Here is an 18,443-nt window from a genome sequence, read left to right as displayed (position 1 = left end):
AATCCATTTGGATGAATTTGGAGAAGGTACGGTTAGACTTCATGTATTCTTGGAGGTTAATGATGAAAACCATATTAGTTGTTGATGATGAGCCCAAAATACGAGATGTCGTTGTGTCCTATTTAAGTAAAGAAGGCTATCGGACGGTTGAAGCCGAAACTGGAGCAGACGCCATCCGAATCGTGCACAACGAATCGGTTGATTTCGTCATTCTCGATCTCATGCTTCCTGATATGGAGGGCGAGCAAGTTTGCCAATCGATACGTCAAATCCATTCCGTGCCGATTCTGATGCTGACCGCCAAAGTTTCGGGAAATAATCGGATCAAGGGATTATCCGTTGGAGCTGATGATTACTTGATCAAACCTTTCGATCCGCGTGAAGTGGTAGCACGAGTACGGGCCATCTTACGTAGGACCGACGACTATCATTTGCTTGCTGACCGGCTCGCCTTTCATGAGGGGGAGCTGACAATCGATTCATTGAAGCAGCAGGTATACCGCGGCGGTGAACTGGTGAGCTTGACTCCGAATGAATATAAGCTGCTATTGATCATGGCCAAACATCCGCAGCGCATTTTTTCGCGGGAAGAACTCGTGGAAAGAGTGCTCGGTTATGATTTTGAAGGCGATATTCGCACGATCGATCAACATGTGAAAAACATCCGGCAAAAAATAGAACACGATCCTAAATCGCCTAAATATATTGTGACGGTGTATGGGACGGGCTATCGTTTTGCAGGTGGTACAGTATGAACAGGCTGCATACCCGTTTTGCGCTGATGATTATAGGGATTGCTGCCGGTATCGTCTTGATTTCAACCATCAGTCTCATTTTAACCACACACTATCATTTCTCGATGTATCAAACGCAAGCAGGCATGAGTCATCAATTTCCAGAACTCGATTACCATTTAGAACAAGCACTCATGCAAACGATCATTTGGACGTGTCTGTTTTCTATTGTCCTTGCGATATTTCTCGGCTTTTATGTGGCCAGGCGGATTTCGGCTCCTCTTGTGCATATGACACGTATCGCGGAACGAATGACGGGAGGGGAATGGAACTCAAGAGTGGTCATTCGCGGGAAAGACGAACTCGCAGATTTGGGCGCATCACTCAATACCCTTGCAGGGCAACTTCAACAGCACGAGCAGCTACGCGTTACGATGACGGAAGACATTGCTCATGAGTTACGAACCCCGTTGGCTACGCTCAAAAGCCATATGCGCGCTTTGGAAGACGGGATTTGGGAGCCTACTCCGGAGCGTATCCATTCCTGCTATGAAGAGATCGAACGATTAGCGCAACTTGTTGCCGAACTGGAAGACCTGACCCATGTGGAATCACCCGGTTTTCAATTGATCAGAAAAGAAGAGTCGCTGTCGGCAATCATTGAAAGAGGTATAGAACTGGTTGCTGCTGCCTATCGTGAAAAAAACGTCCGTTTAAGTGGATTCGTAAGCCCTCACATCCGTGTCTATGTTGATCATGATCGCATGATTCAAATTCTTGTGAATCTGCTTAGTAACGCTCTGAAATTTACACCCGAAAACGGAGAAGTGCGCGTTGAGGGGAGCGAGGACAACGAGCATGTTTTGATCCAAGTTCATGATACGGGGATGGGAATCCCACAAGAGGATTTGCCCTATGTGTTTGAACGCTTTTATCGGGCGGATAAGTCCCGTAATCGCCGGACCGGGGGCAGCGGTCTTGGGTTGACCATTGTAAAGGAATTGGTCGCAGCTCACGGCGGGAACATATCGGCGGAGAGTCGGCATGGAACAACGTTTACATTACGGCTTCCCAAGGGAAAGTAGACGATCAACACAGAATCTTCAAAAGTATCGGTTACACTTTGAGGAACTTCAATTATCGAATGAGTTGGAAAGAAATAGGGGATACTTGCTAGAGATCCCTTTTTATAGAGATACGGGGAAATGATTTGAAAAAGATGGCGATGCTTTCATTAGCGGTTGCATTATTCATCGGGATGATAGCATGCTCGAACAAACTGGCGGAAGGTCCGAACTCCAATACCGAAACAACCTTTATGCATCTGCATGGCCTTGGTTATTCCGCAGACGGCAAACGTCTGTTCATCCCGGTTCATAACGGGTTAAAAGTTTATGCAGATGGAGTGTGGAGCGATGCCCCGGGAGAGAAACACGACTATATGGGTTTTTCTGCGGCGGATTCAGACGTTTCGTTGTCCAAAATCAATACACAAAATAACGTTCCGGAGCGGATCAAAACGCCGACCAAGGATAAGATTACGTATATTGCCCAGAACCCAGCAAATTCAACGGAGCTGGCCATCGCAACGGAACAAAAGGATGTCTATCTCTCTACGAATAGCGGGGCTGCGTGGACACAAATTGCAGATAATGGCAAGATGATCATTAAAAAACCTTCATGACCTATCGGTCACCGCGATGAATGAAAATGGTAAAAGCTTGTTTTAAAGACGAATCCCCGCCCGATACTGGTAATGACAGGTCAAAGGTCGACTCTTTTTTGGTGATACCAAACCCGAATAAAAAACCGCCCTATTGCAACGCTGAGAACCGCCGATTGTTGCCTGAGCACGTGTATAAAAATACATTTCTCTCCGTTGCATGACCTGTACATTCGATTTAATGAGGGATGAAGTATGGATGCCGTATTAGAACGGTGTGCAGGGTTAGATGTACACCAAGAAACCGTAGTCGCATGTGTATTATCCGGCCCGTTGGATCGTAAGCCACAGCAAGCGATACGCACTTTCGGGACAACGACGAAGGAACTCTTGGAGTTGTCAGATTGGCTGACAGAGAACCAATGCTCTCATGTTGCTATGGAGAGTACTGGAATCTATTGGAAAGCGGTTTGGAACATTCTCGAAGGCCAATTTTTGCTCGTGTTGGGAAATGCAAAGAAGATCAAGAACGTGCCGGGACGAAAAACGGATGTAAAGGATGCAGCTTGGATCGCAGGTCTGTTACGTTGTGGTCTTATCGAGCCTAGCTTCGTACCGCCCGTGAATATCCGTGATCTTCGAGATTTGACGCGATACCGCAGAAAACTTCAAGGGCAGATCACTTCAGAGAAAAATCGCATACACAAAATATTACAGGATGCGAACGTAAAGCTAACCACTTACGTCTCCGATTTATTTGGGAAGTCAGGGCTTGCGCTCCTCGAGGCTATAGTCAACGGCGAAGTGTTGGATGCTGACTCCGTCAAAAACATGGTGTTTGCTCAATTAAAGAACAAAGTGCCACAATTGATTGAAGCATTAAACGGTCGTTTGCGCGCCCACCATCGTTTTATGATTGGACGGCACTTGGAGCACATGCATCAAGTGGAAGGCCATATCGAAGCCTTGCAAAAAGAGATCGACCAGCTGTTAAAGCCATACAGAGAGGAAATTGGCCTACTGAAGACCATTCCGGGAATTCAAGAGGATGCTGCGGCGAGCATTCTGGCGGAGATCGGTGCAGACATGTCCGTATTTCCCTCTGAGAATCATCTGGCTTCGTGGGCCGCGGTTTGTCCAGGAAATAACGAGAGTGCCGGTAAGAAGAGAAGCTCGAAGACGAACAAAGGCAATAAGGGGCTCAAAAAAATTGCAGCTCGTTCTTCTTCAAGTAGTATCCGGAAGCAAGACCGGCTTGCCCACCCCTGATAACGATTGCATCGAAAATCGCTGACATTCCAAGTCCTTCTTAAATTGTTTGCAAATTACAAGTATTATAGAAAAAAGATCACCCACAAGAAGGGGTTGAACAGCATTGGCCGGTTTTCGCCATCGCTTCGTTTAATAGCTTGACCGAGCGAATGATGGTATCTTTTTCAAAATCGTTCATATGTGAGAAAATTTCGTTTAAATAGTCATTCATTTGCTGGTCAATCGACGCTGCAACATATTTTCCTTCTGTCGTTAAGGAAAGCAGCTTCACCCGCCGGTCATCGGGATCGGGCGTTTTTTTTACTAATTTCATCTTGATTAACGACTGGACTTGTCGGCTGAATGTCGTGATATCGGTCCCTAATGCCTCTGCTACTTGCTGGATGGAAGGCTTGTGCTGGCGATCAATTTCGTAAAGAATATGGCTTTGAATTAAGGAGATGTCGCAGCCACCGGCAGAACAGCAGTTTTTATCCAGAAAGCCAAAGCGACGAGTCATGATTTGAAATAATTCGCGTACATTTTCCACGGTGCTTCACCTCATGAACCAGTTTGCATTGCAAAAAAATAAGTACTCCGGAAAGGGTTTGTCTTAGACAGGCTATTGTAGAGGGAATATAAAAGTATCATTTTCCGTATTGACTTTTTATCATATATAAATAACAATATGGTTATAAGGTTTTAAGTTTGGGGTGATAAGAATGCCAATGGAATTTGAAAAGATAGCGGATATTCTGAAAGCTCTTGCCGATCCGACAAGGCTGAAAATCCTTTCTTTGCTCCGTATTCGCGATTGCTGCGTGTGTGAACTGGTTCCCATCTTTAACATTTCCCAGCCAGCCATTTCCAAACATGTAAGCCGTCTAAAAACGGCTGAACTGGTCCGCGAAACGCGAAAGGGGCAATGGGTGTTCTATTCGATCAATGAGAAGCGGTTAGAGGAAATCGGTTATGCCTTGTCCCATTTGCCCGATCTATCCGAGGAGCTGCGGAAATTGGAGCAACAAGGACTGACAGTTACATGCGAGTAAAGGGGGTATGCAGCAAGTGAGCAAACAAGAGAGAAAGCGGCTTTCGTTTCTGGACCGCTATTTGACGTTATGGATTTTTGTTGCGATGGCGTTGGGGATTGGCCTGGGCTACGTATTTCCTAACTTTGTCGTTGGTTTGAATGAATTTCAAGTCGGAACCACATCGATACCGATTGCGCTTGGCCTTATTTTAATGATGTATCCGCCGCTGGCGAAGGTACGATACGAAGAAATCGGCCGTGTCTTCCGAAATGGCAAAGTGTTAACCATTTCATTGATTCAAAACTGGCTCATTGGCCCGATCTTAATGTTTTTTCTGGCTATTATTTTCCTCCAAGGCTATCCGGAATATATGGTCGGCCTGATTATGATCGGTTTAGCCCGTTGTATTGCAATGGTCATCGTTTGGAACGATTTGTGCAGAGGGGATGCCGAGTACGCGGCGGGACTCGTTGCTTTCAACTCGATCTTTCAAGTTTTGTTTTATTCCGTCTACACCTTTATCTTTGTTACGATTTTGCCGGGATGGTTCGGGTTGGAAGGTGTCGTTGTTGACATTACGATGGCCGAAGTTGCCAAGAGTGTGTTCATTTATCTAGGGATACCGTTTTTGACCGGAATGATTACTCGCTATTCTCTTGTAAAAGCAAAAGGACGGTTCTGGTACGAAACGGTCTTTATTCCGAAAATTAGCCCCATTACGCTGATCGCGTTATTGTTTACGATCTTCGTCATGTTCTCGCTGAAAGGCGAAATGATTATCCAATTGCCGTTCGATGTCGTGAGGATCGCGATTCCGCTCTTGATTTACTTTGTTGTCATGTTCCTGATCTCGTTTTTCATGGGCAAAAAAGCCGGGGCTGGTTATCCGGTTACTTCTACACTGGCATTTACCGCCTCGGGGAATAACTTCGAGCTGGCGATTGCCGTTGCCGTTGGGGTGTTTGGTATTCATTCCGGCGCAGCATTTGCGGCCGTCATCGGTCCTCTTGTGGAAGTCCCCGTGATGATTGCCTTAGTCAACGTCGCGCTCCGATTCCAGCGGAAGTATTTTTCAAAGCAAGCAGCTTAATATAAACAGGAGGACTCATCATGTCAGAAAACAAAAAACTCGTTTATTTCCTTTGTACAGGAAACTCTTGCCGCAGCCAAATGGCGGATGGCTTTTTGAAGGCTCTCGGTACTGATCGCTACGAAGTAAAAAGCGCCGGGTTAGAGGCACATGGGCTGAATCCGCGCGCCGTTCAGGTGATGAAGGAAGCCGGCGTCGATATTAGCAGCCATACATCGGATGTCATCGATCCGGAGATTTTGAATCGAGCTGACTATGTAATAACGTTATGTGGACATGCAGACGAGCATTGTCCGGTGATTTCGAATAAAAACGTCGTGAAATGGCATTGGGGTTTCGATGATCCTGCCAAGGCGACCGGTACCGAGGAAGAAATCACGAGCCATTTTCGAGCGGTTCGGGATGCGATTAAGTCGCGTATCGAAAAGTTTCTTGCCGAAGGTCGGTAAATTTGAACGGGAATGTAAAGTTGTAAACTAAACATTGTCAGTAAAGAAAGAAATGTATCCTCACCCTTAAGCCCATTCACGTCTACATGAGGAGTGGTTTAGGATGGATTGCTGTACATGTTAAAGCTTTTGCTTTAGAAACCGTTCATCCCGACAACTCTTATTTATTTTGTTCGAACTCTGCTTACGCAACCGTATATTATAGTGGGAATCATTCGCAATCATTTGCCGAGGATGACGTGAAAGTGGCTGTGTAACAAAAGAATCCGAGCATGGGCGTGTCTGTATGTTACTGTTTCAATTGGACGAGAGAGCGCCTCGCAGTCGATCTCATTTTTGCTTAAATAAACGATAAGATTGTTAGAACACTTTTTTATTTATCCGCCCGACAATCATTGTAACCTTTTAATTTTCGATATTGTCTAGAAACTGTTCTTGTCGAAACAATATGAATAGTGTTCGAGATTCACGTGACCTTCTGACAAGTCGACACAAAACAATATTTTTAAATCTTTCATTGTCTTGCACTGAATAAACGACGCGAGTCATAATACGCGATTGATGCTCATTGACACCTTTTGCAGCGGATGAGCCATGATCACTTTGTATTGCTGACGTGCAAGTGCATAGCCATTCACCTCATTTCGTCTTTAGGGCGATTTCGAATGAGATTAGGCTATGTCCTTGCTGGATCAGCCTTTAAACTGGTGATCACTTCTTTTTGAGACTCCTTGTTTGATAACGCCGCGCATTCACGGAAAGCAAAATGTTTACAACCTAGACATTTATTCAAATCCAGTTGCAATAGCGCGAAGTTAAGTGCCTCGCCGGTATGTCCAAAAAAATGTTCAGCCCCAATCAGCGTATACAACCCTGTTCTCTTCAATACATCTAAAGGCTGAGCTTGAATTCCGGATACAAGAATAATCCCACCAAATTTCTCGAAATGCTTCACCAAACTGGACAGATTTGATTCACCCGTCGTATCCATAAAAGGTACTTTTCCCATGCGCAGCAGTAACACTTTCGGTCTTAGATGAATCGTATCCATAATGGACTTTTCAAACATGTTCGCGGCGCCGAAAAAGAGAGGACCTTCGATGGTATAGATCCCAATTTGTGGACAATCGTGGCCTTCGGTTACCATATGAGCTTTCACTTTTTCATGTTTAGTTGCTGGGTCAGGCAATACCTTGGAAACCAGTAAACCGTCGCTCATGCGCTTCACAAATAGAATAACGGCTAAGATTAACCCGACTTCAACGGCAGTCGTTAAATTCGTAAAGACCGTTAGCAAAAAGGTAATGAGGAGGACAAAAGAATCGCTCGTTTTGGTTTTCAAGACGTGAGCGAATTCTTTTCGTTCGCTCATGTTCCAGGCAACCAGCATTAGAATCGGTGCCATACTAGCAAGTGGGATCTGCGATGCATAAGGTGCAAACAAAATGAGCACCAGCAGCACAACAATGCCATGTATTATACCCGACAAAGGTGAGACCGCACCGTTTTTGATATTGGTTGCTGTTCGTGCAATGGCTCCTGTTGCTGGTATGCCTCCAAGAAGAGGGGTTACGATATTGGCGATGCCTTGCCCAATCAGTTCCCGATTGCTGTTATGACGACTGTCGGTCATGCCGTCGGCAACAACCGCCGATAATAAAGATTCGATGCTCCCCAACATGGCAATAGTAAAGGCGGGGCGAATCAAATTTTCAATGCGATCCCAGGTTAGATCAGGGATATGAAAATGGGGTAAGGTGCTTGGAATAGCTCCAAATGACGATCCAATCGTTGCAACTTCCCCTTTAAAGAATACGGTCGCCACTATAGTGGATACGATAAGCCCTACCAAGGAACCAGGGACCTTCGGTAAAAATTTCGGTGTTAGGAGGATAACTGCCAAACAGACGACCGCTGTGATAATACTGTAGAGATTCGTAGTTGCGAGATGCATTACAATTTCCTTCATATTGGGTAGAAAATTCTCATGTTTCTTGATACCGCTCAAACCTAAAAAGTTGGCAATTTGTCCGCTGAAGATGATGACGGCAATTCCAGCGGTAAATCCGATGGTTACAGGGCGAGGAATAAATTTTATCAACGCACCGAGTTTAAATAGCCCCATGAGAACAAGTATAATTCCCGCCAAAAATCCTGCAAGCAATAAATTTTCGTATCCATATTCCATGACGATCGCAAAAAGGATCGGAATAAATGCACCGGTCGGTCCGCCAATTTGAAATTTAGAACCCCCGAACAAGGAAATACAGATACCGGCAACGATGGTGGTATAAATGCCATATTCCGGTTTTACACCCGACGCAATAGCAAACGCCATCCCTAATGGAATGGCGATAATACCAACAATGAGGCCTGAAATGAGATCCTTGCGGAATGCGGCCGCATGGTATCCTTCAAATCTTCCCGTCCATTTCATCTGAATTACCTTCTCTTATTCATATATTTGATTATTTGAATATATGTGAAATGTTACTCCTGTCATCGAATAATGTCAATCGTAATAATCTCGTGTCGCCCCGCATGTTTCCGGCTGCAAAACAAAAAAACAAGGTGATCCTTGATGTTGCTTATGGAACCCCTTGTTTTTCAGTTTAAGATTCATTTCGAATGACCTCAAGTAATGAAATGGCATCAACGAGATGATTATCGAAGATCTGCTTTGTGACTGCGAGCAAATCTTTAATCAACGGGTCACGTAACGAATAAATGACAGAAGTACCATCTTTTAAGCCTGTCACCACATTTTTATTTCGCAATACTGCCAACTGCTGAGAAACGGCTGAACCCTCTGAGCCTAAAATACTCTGTATCTCATTTACGTTTTTATCTCCTTCACTCAGAACCTCCAGGATTCGAATCCGCATGGGATGCGCCAGCGCCTTAAAAAAATCGGCTTTAAACTGTTGGATATTTTGATTCATGGCTAACGCCTCCTTGATCGCTATATTTTTGAATATATAAATATCATAACACAACTCCACCCAAAAACATTCTGGAAAGAAGGGCATACCGGCGCATGGATTGTGATTTGGTTGAAGCTCCTGTATAATACCTATAATATTCAAATATCTGATTATTTGATTTTTCCAAAATAACATAAGGAGTGGGTGCGAATGCCGGACTCAACGAGTAAGGACTCGTCACATCAAGATTCGTCATCCTCTCGCGAATCGACTACACCTTTCATGCAGGTAAGCAGACAAACCGTCATAACAATGGGGATTCATGCGTTACATGAGATCGGGTCCAATTCCATTTGTAAAGTTTGTATCGCCAATGGAGGTTCCTGTTGTCAAGGGTGCCGACATCTTGTCAAAGGTGTTGGATGCCAAAAACGAAATACAAGTTGTACGGCATGGTTATGCGGTTTTTTAAAGTTCTTTTTGTATGAAACTGGTCTTCTACGAGAATGGAATGACTTTTGGGAGCAAGTCCCGGGACAAGATTACCGTGAGGACTTTACGCCAGAGGTCTTTTATGTGACAAAGTCGTTATATCTTCCAGATCTTCGCAATTTGAGTGAGGCTCTTGCTATTGATCTTCATGAACTGGCTAAATCTCACATTGCGATCGGGTTTATCCTAACCCTACGGGAAAAAATCGATAAACAGATTGATCAACTCCACGAGTGTCAGCATAATCGGAAAAAGAAAAACAAATTAAAACGGAATATAAAAGTGTTATCCAGTCCCTTCCAGCGTTTTCAAAAAGAACTGCATGAATATCAACAAAAATTTCCGATTTCGTAGCAACTTCAATCAGGAGGAAGAGGGGGGATATTGGTGTTTCATTGGCGTATTACAGCCATTGGAACGTATGTACCCCAAAAAAACTGACAAATGATGATTTGGAAAACATGGTGGATACCAGTCATGAATGGATCTTACAGAGGACAAGCATTCATGAACGCTGAGATCATTTCACTTATTCCTGCCTCTTAAAATCTGTCGTGGTAATTACTGAACGCTGTGATGGCGATAATACAAGGTTACTTTCGGTTCGCACAATTAAGTAAAATGTATTATGTGTCTTGAATGCCGTCCAATTCCGGCATTCGGATGTCCATAAAAATAATGTCGAAATCCTTCTCAAGCTCGGCATCTATTGGCTAAAGCCAACATAATGTAGCCCCACCATCCGGACCAGCGTTTACGAATAAGTACCGTTAATGCAAGTGCGAATGCCCCCGGTGTATGATCACTTGGAAAGGAAGCATCCGCTGCGTGAGGGAACAGTAAATGAACCGGATGGCTTACAAACGGCCGAGCTCAAAATAGAACTGGGCAATCACATAATTCAGAAACAAAGCCAGCATCCCAGCGAACCCCGACTGTACATCAATATGTCTCCTTCGATCGCCAAGCACCCACACGAATCCGAGCCATATAGCAAATAACTCCAAACCGTATTTGCTTACAAGTACCATAATCGAATCGAGCCAAATAAGATGTCCCGACAAATCGTTAATAAATTCCAAAAAATTGGCTAAATCTGGATATGGCTGGTAAAGTCTGCTTTTGTTTTTATATTGGTTTCATAATTAATAATCTTTATATCTTTTGAGCCCCAGTTAATCCAAAGTTGACAACAATACATTACGCGATTATTATACCTATAGGGGTATATGTAATGATGATTTTGTAGTTTTTTGGGTAAACTCGAACAGAATAGGTAAGCCCCGGAAAAACACCAATATAGGAGGGTTACGATTTGACTGCACATCCAGAAATCAAAGCCGATCAGACGCTTGATTGCAAAGGTTTGGCCTGTCCGATGCCTATCGTCAAAACCAAAAAAGCGATGGATCAGCTGCAATCCGGGCAGGTTATCGAGGTTCAGGCAACCGATAAAGGTTCACTGGCTGATATACAAGGCTGGGCCAAGAATACCGGCCATCAATATTTGGGTACGATTCAGAATGGCGATGTGCTCAGGCACTTCATCCGTAAATCGAGCGCGGATGAGATCAAGGAAGAAAAAAAATATCCTCACACCGTGACTAATGAAGAGCTGGAGAAAAAACTGGGTAGCGTAACCGTGCTCGATGTTCGCGAGCCTGCTGAATACGCGTTTAACCGCGTACCCGGCGCCGTCTCCATTCCGCTTGGGGAGCTGGAAGAGCGCCTCGGCGAGCTCAATCCGGATGATGACATTCACGTAGTATGCCGTACGGGAACACGCAGCGATCTTGCTTGCCAATTGCTGGCCGAGAAAGGCTTCAAGAACGTGAAGAACGTGGAGCCTGGCATGTCCGGGTGGTCCGGCCCGACGGAAAAGGACTTTCAAATCTAATCATCGACCAAGGAGGTCATTCCAAATGAGCACGAAAGTAGCGATTATCGCAAGCAACGGTGGACTGTTCGATGCCTATAAGGTCTTCAACATCGCGACCGCATCTGCGGCAACCGATGCCGAGGTGGCGATCTTCTTCACCTTCGAAGGACTGAACCTGATCCACAAGCAGGCGCATCACCAGCTTCCGCTGCCCGCGGGCAAAGAGCATTTCGCGGAAGGCTTCAAAAACGCCAACATTCCCTCCATTCCGGAACTGGTGAACATGGCGCAGGAAATGGGCGTGAAAATCATCGCCTGCCAAATGACGATGGACGTCATGAACCTGAAGAAAGAGGATTTTATTGAAGGAATCGAAGTCGGTGGAGCCGTCACGTTCCTGGATTTCGCGAAGGACGCAAACGTGACCCTGACGTTCTAATTCATCAAAGGGGGAAACAACATTGACTACTGCAAGCGGACTCCGCCCGATGGCAGCGGGAGAACTGACGAAAATCGTCCTGAACAAAGAAGAGCTCTTTATTCTTGATGTGCGCAACCAAAGCGATTTTGACGATTGGAAAATCGAAGGGGAAAGCGTCGAGATCATCAACATTCCGTATTTCGACTTGCTTGACAGCGTGGATCAAGCGTTAGAACAAATCCCAAGCGACAAACGCTTGCTGGTGGTATGCGCCAAGGAAGGCTCGTCCAAATTCGTGGCGGAACAATTGGTCGAGGCTGGAAGAACGAACGTCTCTTATCTGGAAGGCGGCATGAAATCCTGGAGCGAGCATCTGGAGCCGGTAAAAATCGGGGATTTGAAAGACGGCGGCTCCCTGTACCAATTCGTGCGGATCGGCAAAGGCTGCCTCTCCTACATGGTGATTTCCAGCGGTGAAGCGGCTGTGATCGATACGTTCCGGATGACTGACGTATTCGAACGCTTCGCCAGGGAACAGGGAGCAACCATTAAACACACGCTGGACACGCACCTGCACGCGGACCACATTTCCGGCGGGCGCAAATTGGCGGAGCAAACAGGCGCAACGTACTGGCTGCCGCCCAAGGACGCGACAGAAGTAACGTTCCCATATGAGAAACTGGAAGAAGGCCGTGACATCACGGTCGGCAATACGAAGATCAAAATTCAACCTATTTACTCGCCGGGTCACACCGTCGGCAGCACGTCGTTTATCGTAGATGATGAATATCTGCTTACGGGCGATATCCTGTTCATCGAATCGATCGGCCGCCCGGACTTGGCTGGCAAAGCAGAGGACTGGGTTGACGATCTTCGCAACACCTTGTATAACCGTTACAAAGGCTTGGCTCAGGATTTGATCGTACTGCCGGCACACTTCGGCAAAGTGACGGAGCTGGGAGAAGGCGGCCGCGTCATGGCCCGTTTGTCGGATCTGTACCGCGACAATCCGGGCTTGAACATTCAGGATGAGGAGACGTTTCGGCGGACGGTAACCGTGAATCTTCCGCCTCAACCGAACGCCTATCAGGAGATTCGCCAAACGAACATGGGTAAGATTACACCGAACGAAGACGAGCAGCGCGAGATGGAAATCGGTCCGAACCGCTGCGCGGTGCATGATAAATAAAGGAGGAACATGAATATGAATACAGATATCACGGTCGATACGAAAGGTATGGCTTGCCCGATGCCGATCGTCAAGGCAAAGAAAGCGTTGGATAGCCTGCAGACGGGTCAAGTCATGGAAGTTCTGTCTACGGACAAAGGCTCCGTCAAAGATTTTCAGGCGTGGGTCAAACAGACGAACCACGAACTCATTCAGCACGTAGAAGAAGACGGCGTTTATAAATTTTACGTTCGCAAAGTATAAAAAATAAGCGGTACCCGGAAGGGCCCGCTTATTTCGCCTCGTCATATACGATAGTGACGCCAAGGGAACAGTAACTTTCTTCGGTATAATGCCCTTGGGGGCAAGTTTTCGTGCTGCTTGCCATGTCGTTTTTCGTTTTCAACTTTTGATTGCACACCGGGCATTTATCTTCGAATAGGCTTTTTAATTGTTGAAGCAATTGGATCACCTTATTTCTGATTAGTTTACTTGGACTTAATTATAACCTGTATTCACCTTGAGGTCACGCCTTATAGAAAACTTTACGACAGGAGGGTGTCATGGATTTCTTACTGCTCATTGTCATGGTGCTCATCGGTCTGGGCGGCTCTTTCTTTTCGGGGTTGCTCGGTATTGGCGGCGCGATTATTAATTATCCCCTCCTACTGTATATTCCATCCCTTTTCGGTGCGGCACACTTTACCGCCCACGAAGTTTCCTCCATCAGCATGTTCCAAGTCTTTTTCGCTTCACTTGCGGGTGTTATCGCGTTCCGGAAAAAAAGCAAAAAGGGAGGAACGGGCGTCGTCAATAAGCAGTTGGTTTTTTACATGGGAAGCAGCATTCTTGCCGGCAGCCTGGTCGGCGGCTTTGTTTCGAGTATGTTGAACGGGGATGTCATCAACCTGATTTACGGCATCCTTGCGGTACTGGCCGTCGTGCTGATGCTCGTTCCCAACCGGGGGAAACAACAGGAAACGGACGACCTCCGTTTCAACAAAATCATTGCCATTACCGCGGCATTTGTAGTAGGTATCGTTTCCGGAATCGTAGGGGCCGGCGGCGCGTTTATCTTAATTCCCATTATGCTCACCGTTCTCAAAATTCCCACGCGCACAACGATTGCGTCTTCGCTCGCGATTGTTTTCATTTCGGCTATCGGAGGCGTCATCGGGAAAATGACGGGCGGGGATATCCCTCTGTGGGCGACGGTATATACCGTCATCGGCAGTTTGATCGGAGCACCGATCGGCACGATGGTCAGTTCGAAAATCAACGTGAAGGTGCTTCGATATGGTTTGGTCGTTCTGATCGTACTCACGGCCATTAAAGTGTGGTCGTCGATTTTGTGAATGATAAATCGTATCTGCAAATATTTGCAGCGGCAAAACGGTTGCAATCTTTTTTATTGTTCACTATTATACTTATAGGGGTATATGTAAAAATTCATGAGAGAGAAGGTATGTGACGAGGATATGGCAAAAGATAAAACGACAATCGTGCTCTTCAGCGGCGATTTGGATAAAGCCATTGCGGCATTCATCATTGCGAACGGAGCTGCGGCGTATGATCACGAGGTGACGATCTTCTTCACGTTCTGGGGATTAAACGCGCTTCGCCGTGCCGAACCGATCAAGACGAACAAAGGCCTGCTCGAAAAAGCGTTCGGATGGATGATGCCGCGCGGCGCGAAGAAGCTGGGCTTGTCGAAAATGAACTTCGGCGGCCTGGGACCCCAGATGATCAAGCATGTCATGAAAAAGCACAAGGCCTTGTCGCTGCCCGAGTTGATTGAGTTGGCTCAAGAACAAGGCGTGAAACTGGTCGCCTGTACGATGACGATGGACTTGCTCGGTCTGAAACAGGAAGAATTGATCGATGGTCTGGAGTATGCAGGAGTAGCCGCATATCTGGGTGACGCCGCGAACGGCAAAGTAAACTTGTTCATTTGAACAAGCGGGTATGAACTTATTATTTTTTTCTTTATACTATACCCATACACGTATAAGGAGATGTTGAACATGAACTACGAATACACGGACGAAATCAAAACCCGGCTGCGCAGAATCGAAGGACAAGTCCGCGGGGTGCTGCGTTTGATGGAGGAAGGAAAGTCCTGCAAAGAAGTTGTGGCACAGTTGTCCGCCGTTCGCAACGCATCGGACAAGGCAATCGCTCAGATCGTTGCGGAAAATTTGCAGCAATGCATCCTGGCGGAACAGGCTGCCGGTAACGATACGGGAAAGATGGTCAAGGAAGCTGTGGAGCTTCTGGTTAAGAGCCGCTAACGCAACAAATAACAATCTGAAGGAGAGAAAAACATGGCATTCAAGATTCCAAAGCAAATTACTCCGCAAGAAGTTGCAGCCCGTCTGAAATCAGGAGAACCTCTGATGTTGCTGGATGTACGGGAACCGGTGGAATGGGCGGAAGGACACGTGGCCGGAGCCAAACATATTTCCCTCGGTCAACTGGGCGAACGTCGCAATGAACTGGACCCCCAGCGCGAAACCATCGTCATTTGCAGAAGCGGCAACCGTAGCGGTCTTGCATGCGAACTGCTTAGCGAACTAGGATACAACGTCGTAAACATGACAGGCGGTCTCAATAACTGGACGGACGAGTTGGTCCGCGAATAAAGTAGGAGGAACGTTGGCGATCGTGTTTTCTCTGGTCGTTCTTGTTCCGGCTTCTTGGGGACTCCGCCGAATTTGGCCGGCTAAAGGGCTAAATTGGGTGGATTCCCAAACATGGAAAGAAGCCATCGACCGGAATTCTGAAATGAAACTGTTGGACGTTCGCGATGCCATGGACTATGAAGCATGCCACGTGAATGGCTCCATTAACATATCTTTAGGCCGTCTTCCGGTGCTTTGGAAGAAGGAGTTGTCGCCAGAGGATTCCGTTCTCATCATCGCGGATGGCGATTACGAGCGAAGATCCGCCGCGCGAATCCTCAGACGACGCGGCTTCCGGAAGTTATACACCGGAGAAGGCAAAGGATGCGCATAAAAGCCAAGGCGAAAGGAGGCCTTTTTAGTTGAACAGCGACCTTTGGGTAAATATCATTCTCGTCGTTCTGGTACTCGCATTTTTCTATTTCCGATTCGGTCCGACGAAGGGGCTAAAGACGCTTAGTGCGGCAAATTTCAAACAAGAGCTTTAGGGGTCCAAGCAAACGGTTCTTATCGACGTACGCGAACCCGGAGAGTTCAAGGGAGGACATATTCAAGGGGCGAAGAATATCCCTTTGTCCCAGTTGAATCGCCGGCTTTGCGAAATCCCCAAGGATCGGGATCTGCTGCTCTATTGCCGAAGCGGCATGAGAAGCAAAAGTGCAGCGCGGATTCTGATGAAGAACGGTTTTACCCGGCTGGCTCACTTGCGCGGTGGTATCAGCGCTTGGACAGGCCCGGTGTCGAAGCGATAAACGGGAGGGTTAACCCTTTATCGTATGGGTAAGCTTAATTCGATGAGTACTGTTGGAACTGCTAAGGAGGAGAGATCCTATGCATGATCGAAGGTTCAATCCGGAACATATGGCGAAGTTGGAGAGTCCTGAACGCAGAGCAGCCAATCCTCCGGAGCCGCTGCTTGATAAACTCAATTTGCGTGATTCGCTTTCACTACTGGACTTGGGGGCCGGCACCGGTTATTTTACGCTTCCGGCGGCGGAGCGAACGAGCGGTACCGTATACGCACTCGATATCGAACCGCGAATGCTGGATATCATCCGCAGCAAGGCTGAAGAACGTGAAATGAACCATATTCAGACCCTTCAAGGACAATTGGAGAACATTCCGCTGGAAAAGGAATCTGTGGATCGGGTGCTCGCATCCCTTGTGCTCCATGAAGCAGAAACCGTCGATCGGGCCGTTGCAGAAATGTACGCGTCCTGAAATCCGGCGGTATTTGTCTATGTCTTGAATGGGAGAAGAAAGAGACGCCCCAAGGGCCTCCTCTCCTTCATCGCATCAGCGCGGATGCATTGAAACAATCCATGGAGCGGCATGGATTTTCGATTATGGAGGTCATTAGGCCGACAGATGTCCAATATGCCGTGATTGCCCGGAAAGCATTTCATTACACGGTTGAAACGGAGAAAACGCCGGAACAAGCCATTGAGAAATTGACGGAAGCCCTAAAGGAAGAAAAGTTCGGCGTGCTTTGGCAGTTGGATATGAAGGCTAAACTTCAGGAGAAGGGCGTGGATTTCAACCAAAATTTTCACATCCTGGAGGTCTGCAACCCCGTCGAAGCCAAACGCGTGTTATCTGAAAATTCCTTAGTCGGCTATTTCCTTCCTTGCAAGATCGCGGTTTATGAGGAGAAGGGGAAAACCCAGATCGGCCTTCCAAAACCTACGGCCCTGATCGGCCTCGTGGAAAATGACAACCTCATGGCGATTGCGACGGATATCGAGAAACGACTCATTGCTTGCGTAGTTAAAAGCAAATAATAAGGCAATATGCAGAAAGAACTCTGTCATGCAGGGTTCTTTCTGCATCAGCCTCACTTTTTACTCCGATGCCGATGGGCGGAAGGAGGCGATCTCGAAGGATTTATAGCCGCCGGTCAGGTTAGCTGCGTCAAACCCATGCTGTCTTAAGATTCGAGTAGCCTCGTTGCCGCGATAATCGACTTGGCAATAGACCATGAGCGGCTTGGAGGGAATCAATTCGTTCAGCCGGGCTCATCCGCTGCGTGAGGGAACAGTAAATGAACCGAATGGCTTACAAACGATCACATAATTCAGAAACAAAGCCAGTATCCCGGAGAACCCCGACTGCACATCAATATGTCTCCTTCGATCATCGCCAAGTATCCACACGAATCCGAGCCATATAGCAAATAACTCCAAACCGTATTTGCTTACAAGAACCATAATCGACTCGAGCCAAACAAGATGTCCTGACAAATCGTTAATGAATTGAAACACAGCATAATTCATAGCGGCAATCCTCCTGATGTTCGTCTAGGTCCACAAATGCCCGAATACATAACCTAATGCGCAGAAAGCAATTCCAGAAATCACACTGATAGACACATAAGAGGCAATAGAGCGCCATTTATATAGTCGGCGGATCTGAACAATTTCGTACTGGAATGTAGAAAAAGTTGTGAAAGCTCCTAAGAAGCCCGTTCCCATAAGGGCGGTAAGATGTAAATTCAAAGTCAGCCCATACAAAAGGCCGAGTAAAAAGGAGCCTGCAAGGTTTACAGTCAACGTTCCGAAAGGAATCGATGATATTGATCGTCGACTAAACGCATCCACGACAGCAAATCGGCTAATCGCCCCAATAAACCCACCAATGCCTATCCATAAAATATCCAT

Annotated in this window: 24 protein-coding genes and 1 pseudogene; 20 read left to right on the top strand and 5 right to left on the bottom strand. The window is 46.6% G+C overall.

All coding sequences use genetic code 11. From position 1 onward, the window contains the following. Window positions 1-62 precede the first annotated feature (62 nt). The 4 genes from B7E11_RS13260 (at window position 63) to B7E11_RS13245 (ending at window position 3,666) form a co-directional block, all read left to right on the top strand. Entirely contained in the window at window positions 63-755 is a 693-nt protein-coding gene (locus B7E11_RS13260; protein WP_041049405.1) for a response regulator transcription factor, read from the top strand. After that, window positions 752-1,819: a sensor histidine kinase gene (locus B7E11_RS13255; protein ID WP_139787171.1), complete on the top strand. Its 1,068-nt coding sequence runs from the start codon at window positions 752-754 to the stop codon at window positions 1,817-1,819. Before B7E11_RS13260 ends, B7E11_RS13255 begins: the two co-directional genes overlap by 4 nt. 125 nt (window positions 1,820-1,944) lie before the next feature. After that, a complete protein-coding gene (locus tag B7E11_RS29565; protein ID WP_080835059.1) occupies window positions 1,945-2,418 on the top strand; it encodes a hypothetical protein in 474 nt (157 codons plus the stop codon). A 234-nt stretch (window positions 2,419-2,652) separates the two neighbouring features. Further along, entirely contained in the window at window positions 2,653-3,666 is a 1,014-nt protein-coding gene (locus B7E11_RS13245) for an IS110 family RNA-guided transposase (RefSeq protein WP_080835056.1), read from the top strand. Between the two features lie 79 nt (window positions 3,667-3,745). On the opposite strand, the gene B7E11_RS13240 is transcribed toward B7E11_RS13245, so the two are convergent. Continuing rightward, window positions 3,746-4,198: a MarR family winged helix-turn-helix transcriptional regulator gene (locus tag B7E11_RS13240; RefSeq protein WP_080835052.1), complete on the bottom strand. Its 453-nt coding sequence runs from the start codon at window positions 4,196-4,198 to the stop codon at window positions 3,746-3,748. Between the two features lie 178 nt (window positions 4,199-4,376). Here B7E11_RS13240 and B7E11_RS13235 point away from each other — a divergent pair, with 178 nt between their 5' ends. The 3 genes from B7E11_RS13235 to arsC are packed head-to-tail and all read left to right on the top strand — an operon-like array spanning window position 4,377 to window position 6,221. Beyond that, window positions 4,377-4,700 carry an ArsR/SmtB family transcription factor gene (locus B7E11_RS13235; RefSeq protein ID WP_080835580.1) on the top strand — a complete coding sequence of 108 codons (324 nt, stop codon included), beginning with the start codon at window positions 4,377-4,379 and terminating at the stop codon, window positions 4,698-4,700. A 16-nt stretch (window positions 4,701-4,716) separates the two neighbouring features. Continuing rightward, window positions 4,717-5,772, top strand: a complete 1,056-nt coding sequence (gene arsB, locus B7E11_RS13230) for an ACR3 family arsenite efflux transporter (protein WP_080835578.1) — start codon at window positions 4,717-4,719, stop codon at window positions 5,770-5,772. Window positions 5,773-5,792: 20 nt separating this feature from the next. Next, complete coding sequence (gene arsC / locus B7E11_RS13225) at window positions 5,793-6,221, top strand: arsenate reductase (thioredoxin) (RefSeq protein WP_080835050.1); 429 nt, start codon at window positions 5,793-5,795, stop codon at window positions 6,219-6,221. Window positions 6,222-6,897: 676 nt separating this feature from the next. Here arsC and B7E11_RS13220 read toward each other — a convergent pair. After that, complete coding sequence (locus tag B7E11_RS13220) at window positions 6,898-8,658, bottom strand: SulP family inorganic anion transporter (protein ID WP_080835047.1); 1,761 nt, start codon at window positions 8,656-8,658, stop codon at window positions 6,898-6,900. Window positions 8,659-8,833: 175 nt separating this feature from the next. Further along, on the bottom strand, window positions 8,834-9,163 hold the full coding sequence (locus B7E11_RS13215) for an ArsR/SmtB family transcription factor (RefSeq protein WP_036684721.1): 330 nt from the start codon (window positions 9,161-9,163) through the stop codon (window positions 8,834-8,836). Window positions 9,164-9,355: 192 nt separating this feature from the next. On the opposite strand from B7E11_RS13215, the gene B7E11_RS28960 reads away from it, so the two are divergent. The 13 genes and pseudogenes from B7E11_RS28960 (at window position 9,356) to B7E11_RS13145 (ending at window position 17,567) form a co-directional block, all read left to right on the top strand. Beyond that, window positions 9,356-9,991 (top strand): hypothetical protein, encoded by a 636-nt coding sequence (locus tag B7E11_RS28960; RefSeq protein WP_139787170.1) that lies wholly within the window; start codon window positions 9,356-9,358, stop codon window positions 9,989-9,991. A 961-nt stretch (window positions 9,992-10,952) separates the two neighbouring features. Next, on the top strand, window positions 10,953-11,534 hold the full coding sequence (locus B7E11_RS13200) for a sulfurtransferase TusA family protein (RefSeq protein ID WP_080835038.1): 582 nt from the start codon (window positions 10,953-10,955) through the stop codon (window positions 11,532-11,534). A 25-nt stretch (window positions 11,535-11,559) separates the two neighbouring features. Further along, the gene (locus tag B7E11_RS13195) at window positions 11,560-11,955 is read left to right on the top strand and encodes a DsrE/DsrF/DrsH-like family protein (RefSeq protein WP_080835035.1); all 396 of its coding nucleotides are present in this window, start codon (window positions 11,560-11,562) and stop codon (window positions 11,953-11,955) included. 49 nt (window positions 11,956-12,004) lie between these two features. Next, entirely contained in the window at window positions 12,005-13,126 is a 1,122-nt protein-coding gene (locus tag B7E11_RS13190) for an MBL fold metallo-hydrolase (RefSeq protein ID WP_080835032.1), read from the top strand. A gap of 15 nt (window positions 13,127-13,141) precedes the next feature. Further along, window positions 13,142-13,369 carry a sulfurtransferase TusA family protein gene (locus B7E11_RS13185; RefSeq protein ID WP_080835029.1) on the top strand — a complete coding sequence of 76 codons (228 nt, stop codon included), beginning with the start codon at window positions 13,142-13,144 and terminating at the stop codon, window positions 13,367-13,369. A 299-nt stretch (window positions 13,370-13,668) separates the two neighbouring features. Continuing rightward, a complete protein-coding gene (locus B7E11_RS13180) occupies window positions 13,669-14,460 on the top strand; it encodes a sulfite exporter TauE/SafE family protein (protein WP_080835026.1) in 792 nt (263 codons plus the stop codon). Between the two features lie 123 nt (window positions 14,461-14,583). Next, window positions 14,584-15,060: a DsrE/DsrF/DrsH-like family protein gene (locus B7E11_RS13175; protein WP_080835023.1), complete on the top strand. Its 477-nt coding sequence runs from the start codon at window positions 14,584-14,586 to the stop codon at window positions 15,058-15,060. A 69-nt stretch (window positions 15,061-15,129) separates the two neighbouring features. After that, on the top strand, window positions 15,130-15,396 hold the full coding sequence (locus tag B7E11_RS13170; protein WP_080835020.1) for a metal-sensitive transcriptional regulator: 267 nt from the start codon (window positions 15,130-15,132) through the stop codon (window positions 15,394-15,396). A 33-nt stretch (window positions 15,397-15,429) separates the two neighbouring features. Further along, on the top strand, window positions 15,430-15,747 hold the full coding sequence (locus B7E11_RS13165) for a rhodanese-like domain-containing protein (protein ID WP_080835017.1): 318 nt from the start codon (window positions 15,430-15,432) through the stop codon (window positions 15,745-15,747). A gap of 22 nt (window positions 15,748-15,769) precedes the next feature. Continuing rightward, window positions 15,770-16,120, top strand: coding sequence for a rhodanese-like domain-containing protein (locus B7E11_RS13160; RefSeq protein WP_245809724.1), 351 nt, complete (start codon window positions 15,770-15,772; stop codon window positions 16,118-16,120). 172 nt (window positions 16,121-16,292) lie between these two features. Further along, window positions 16,293-16,538 (top strand): annotated as a pseudogene (locus B7E11_RS30800) (rhodanese-like domain-containing protein); the annotation flags it as partial. A gap of 79 nt (window positions 16,539-16,617) precedes the next feature. Then, window positions 16,618-17,007 (top strand): class I SAM-dependent methyltransferase, encoded by a 390-nt coding sequence (locus B7E11_RS13150; protein ID WP_080835011.1) that lies wholly within the window; start codon window positions 16,618-16,620, stop codon window positions 17,005-17,007. Between the two features lie 125 nt (window positions 17,008-17,132). Further along, window positions 17,133-17,567, top strand: coding sequence for a DUF302 domain-containing protein (locus B7E11_RS13145; protein ID WP_080835575.1), 435 nt, complete (start codon window positions 17,133-17,135; stop codon window positions 17,565-17,567). Between the two features lie 60 nt (window positions 17,568-17,627). On the opposite strand, the gene B7E11_RS30795 is transcribed toward B7E11_RS13145, so the two are convergent. After that, a complete protein-coding gene (locus B7E11_RS30795) occupies window positions 17,628-17,786 on the bottom strand; it encodes a rhodanese-like domain-containing protein (protein ID WP_342744467.1) in 159 nt (52 codons plus the stop codon). Window positions 17,787-18,083: 297 nt separating this feature from the next. After that, window positions 18,084-18,443, bottom strand: coding sequence for a fluoride efflux transporter FluC (locus B7E11_RS13135; protein WP_080835004.1), 360 nt, complete (start codon window positions 18,441-18,443; stop codon window positions 18,084-18,086).

Origin of the sequence: Cohnella massiliensis (assembly GCF_900169535.1) — a bacterium.
GTDB classification, from domain to species: Bacteria; Bacillota; Bacilli; order Paenibacillales; family Paenibacillaceae; genus Cohnella; species Cohnella algarum.
Note: the sequence above shows the minus strand (reverse complement) of the source record. Positions and strands in the feature narration are given on the sequence as shown.

Bases quoted from the DNA above. Each gene is read 5' to 3' on its own strand.
- B7E11_RS13260 (WP_041049405.1), top strand. From the start codon at position 63: ATGAAAACCATATTAGTTGTTGATGATGAGCCCAAAATACGAGATGTC.
- B7E11_RS13255 (WP_139787171.1), top strand. From the start codon at position 752: ATGAACAGGCTGCATACCCGTTTTGCGCTGATGATTATAGGGATTGCT.
- B7E11_RS13245 (WP_080835056.1), top strand. From the start codon at position 2,653: ATGGATGCCGTATTAGAACGGTGTGCAGGGTTAGATGTACACCAAGAA.
- B7E11_RS13235 (WP_080835580.1), top strand. From the start codon at position 4,377: ATGGAATTTGAAAAGATAGCGGATATTCTGAAAGCTCTTGCCGATCCG.
- arsC (WP_080835050.1), top strand. From the start codon at position 5,793: ATGTCAGAAAACAAAAAACTCGTTTATTTCCTTTGTACAGGAAACTCT.
- B7E11_RS13220 (WP_080835047.1), bottom strand. From the start codon at position 8,658: ATGAAATGGACGGGAAGATTTGAAGGATACCATGCGGCCGCATTCCGC.
- B7E11_RS13215 (WP_036684721.1), bottom strand. From the start codon at position 9,163: ATGAATCAAAATATCCAACAGTTTAAAGCCGATTTTTTTAAGGCGCTG.
- B7E11_RS28960 (WP_139787170.1), top strand. From the start codon at position 9,356: ATGCCGGACTCAACGAGTAAGGACTCGTCACATCAAGATTCGTCATCC.
- B7E11_RS13195 (WP_080835035.1), top strand. From the start codon at position 11,560: ATGAGCACGAAAGTAGCGATTATCGCAAGCAACGGTGGACTGTTCGAT.
- B7E11_RS13190 (WP_080835032.1), top strand. From the start codon at position 12,005: ATGGCAGCGGGAGAACTGACGAAAATCGTCCTGAACAAAGAAGAGCTC.
- B7E11_RS13185 (WP_080835029.1), top strand. From the start codon at position 13,142: ATGAATACAGATATCACGGTCGATACGAAAGGTATGGCTTGCCCGATG.
- B7E11_RS13180 (WP_080835026.1), top strand. From the start codon at position 13,669: ATGGATTTCTTACTGCTCATTGTCATGGTGCTCATCGGTCTGGGCGGC.
- B7E11_RS13175 (WP_080835023.1), top strand. From the start codon at position 14,584: ATGGCAAAAGATAAAACGACAATCGTGCTCTTCAGCGGCGATTTGGAT.
- B7E11_RS13170 (WP_080835020.1), top strand. From the start codon at position 15,130: ATGAACTACGAATACACGGACGAAATCAAAACCCGGCTGCGCAGAATC.
- B7E11_RS13165 (WP_080835017.1), top strand. From the start codon at position 15,430: ATGGCATTCAAGATTCCAAAGCAAATTACTCCGCAAGAAGTTGCAGCC.
- B7E11_RS13150 (WP_080835011.1), top strand. From the start codon at position 16,618: ATGCATGATCGAAGGTTCAATCCGGAACATATGGCGAAGTTGGAGAGT.
- B7E11_RS13145 (WP_080835575.1), top strand. From the start codon at position 17,133: ATGGAGGTCATTAGGCCGACAGATGTCCAATATGCCGTGATTGCCCGG.
- B7E11_RS13135 (WP_080835004.1), bottom strand. From the start codon at position 18,443: ATGGATATTTTATGGATAGGCATTGGTGGGTTTATTGGGGCGATTAGC.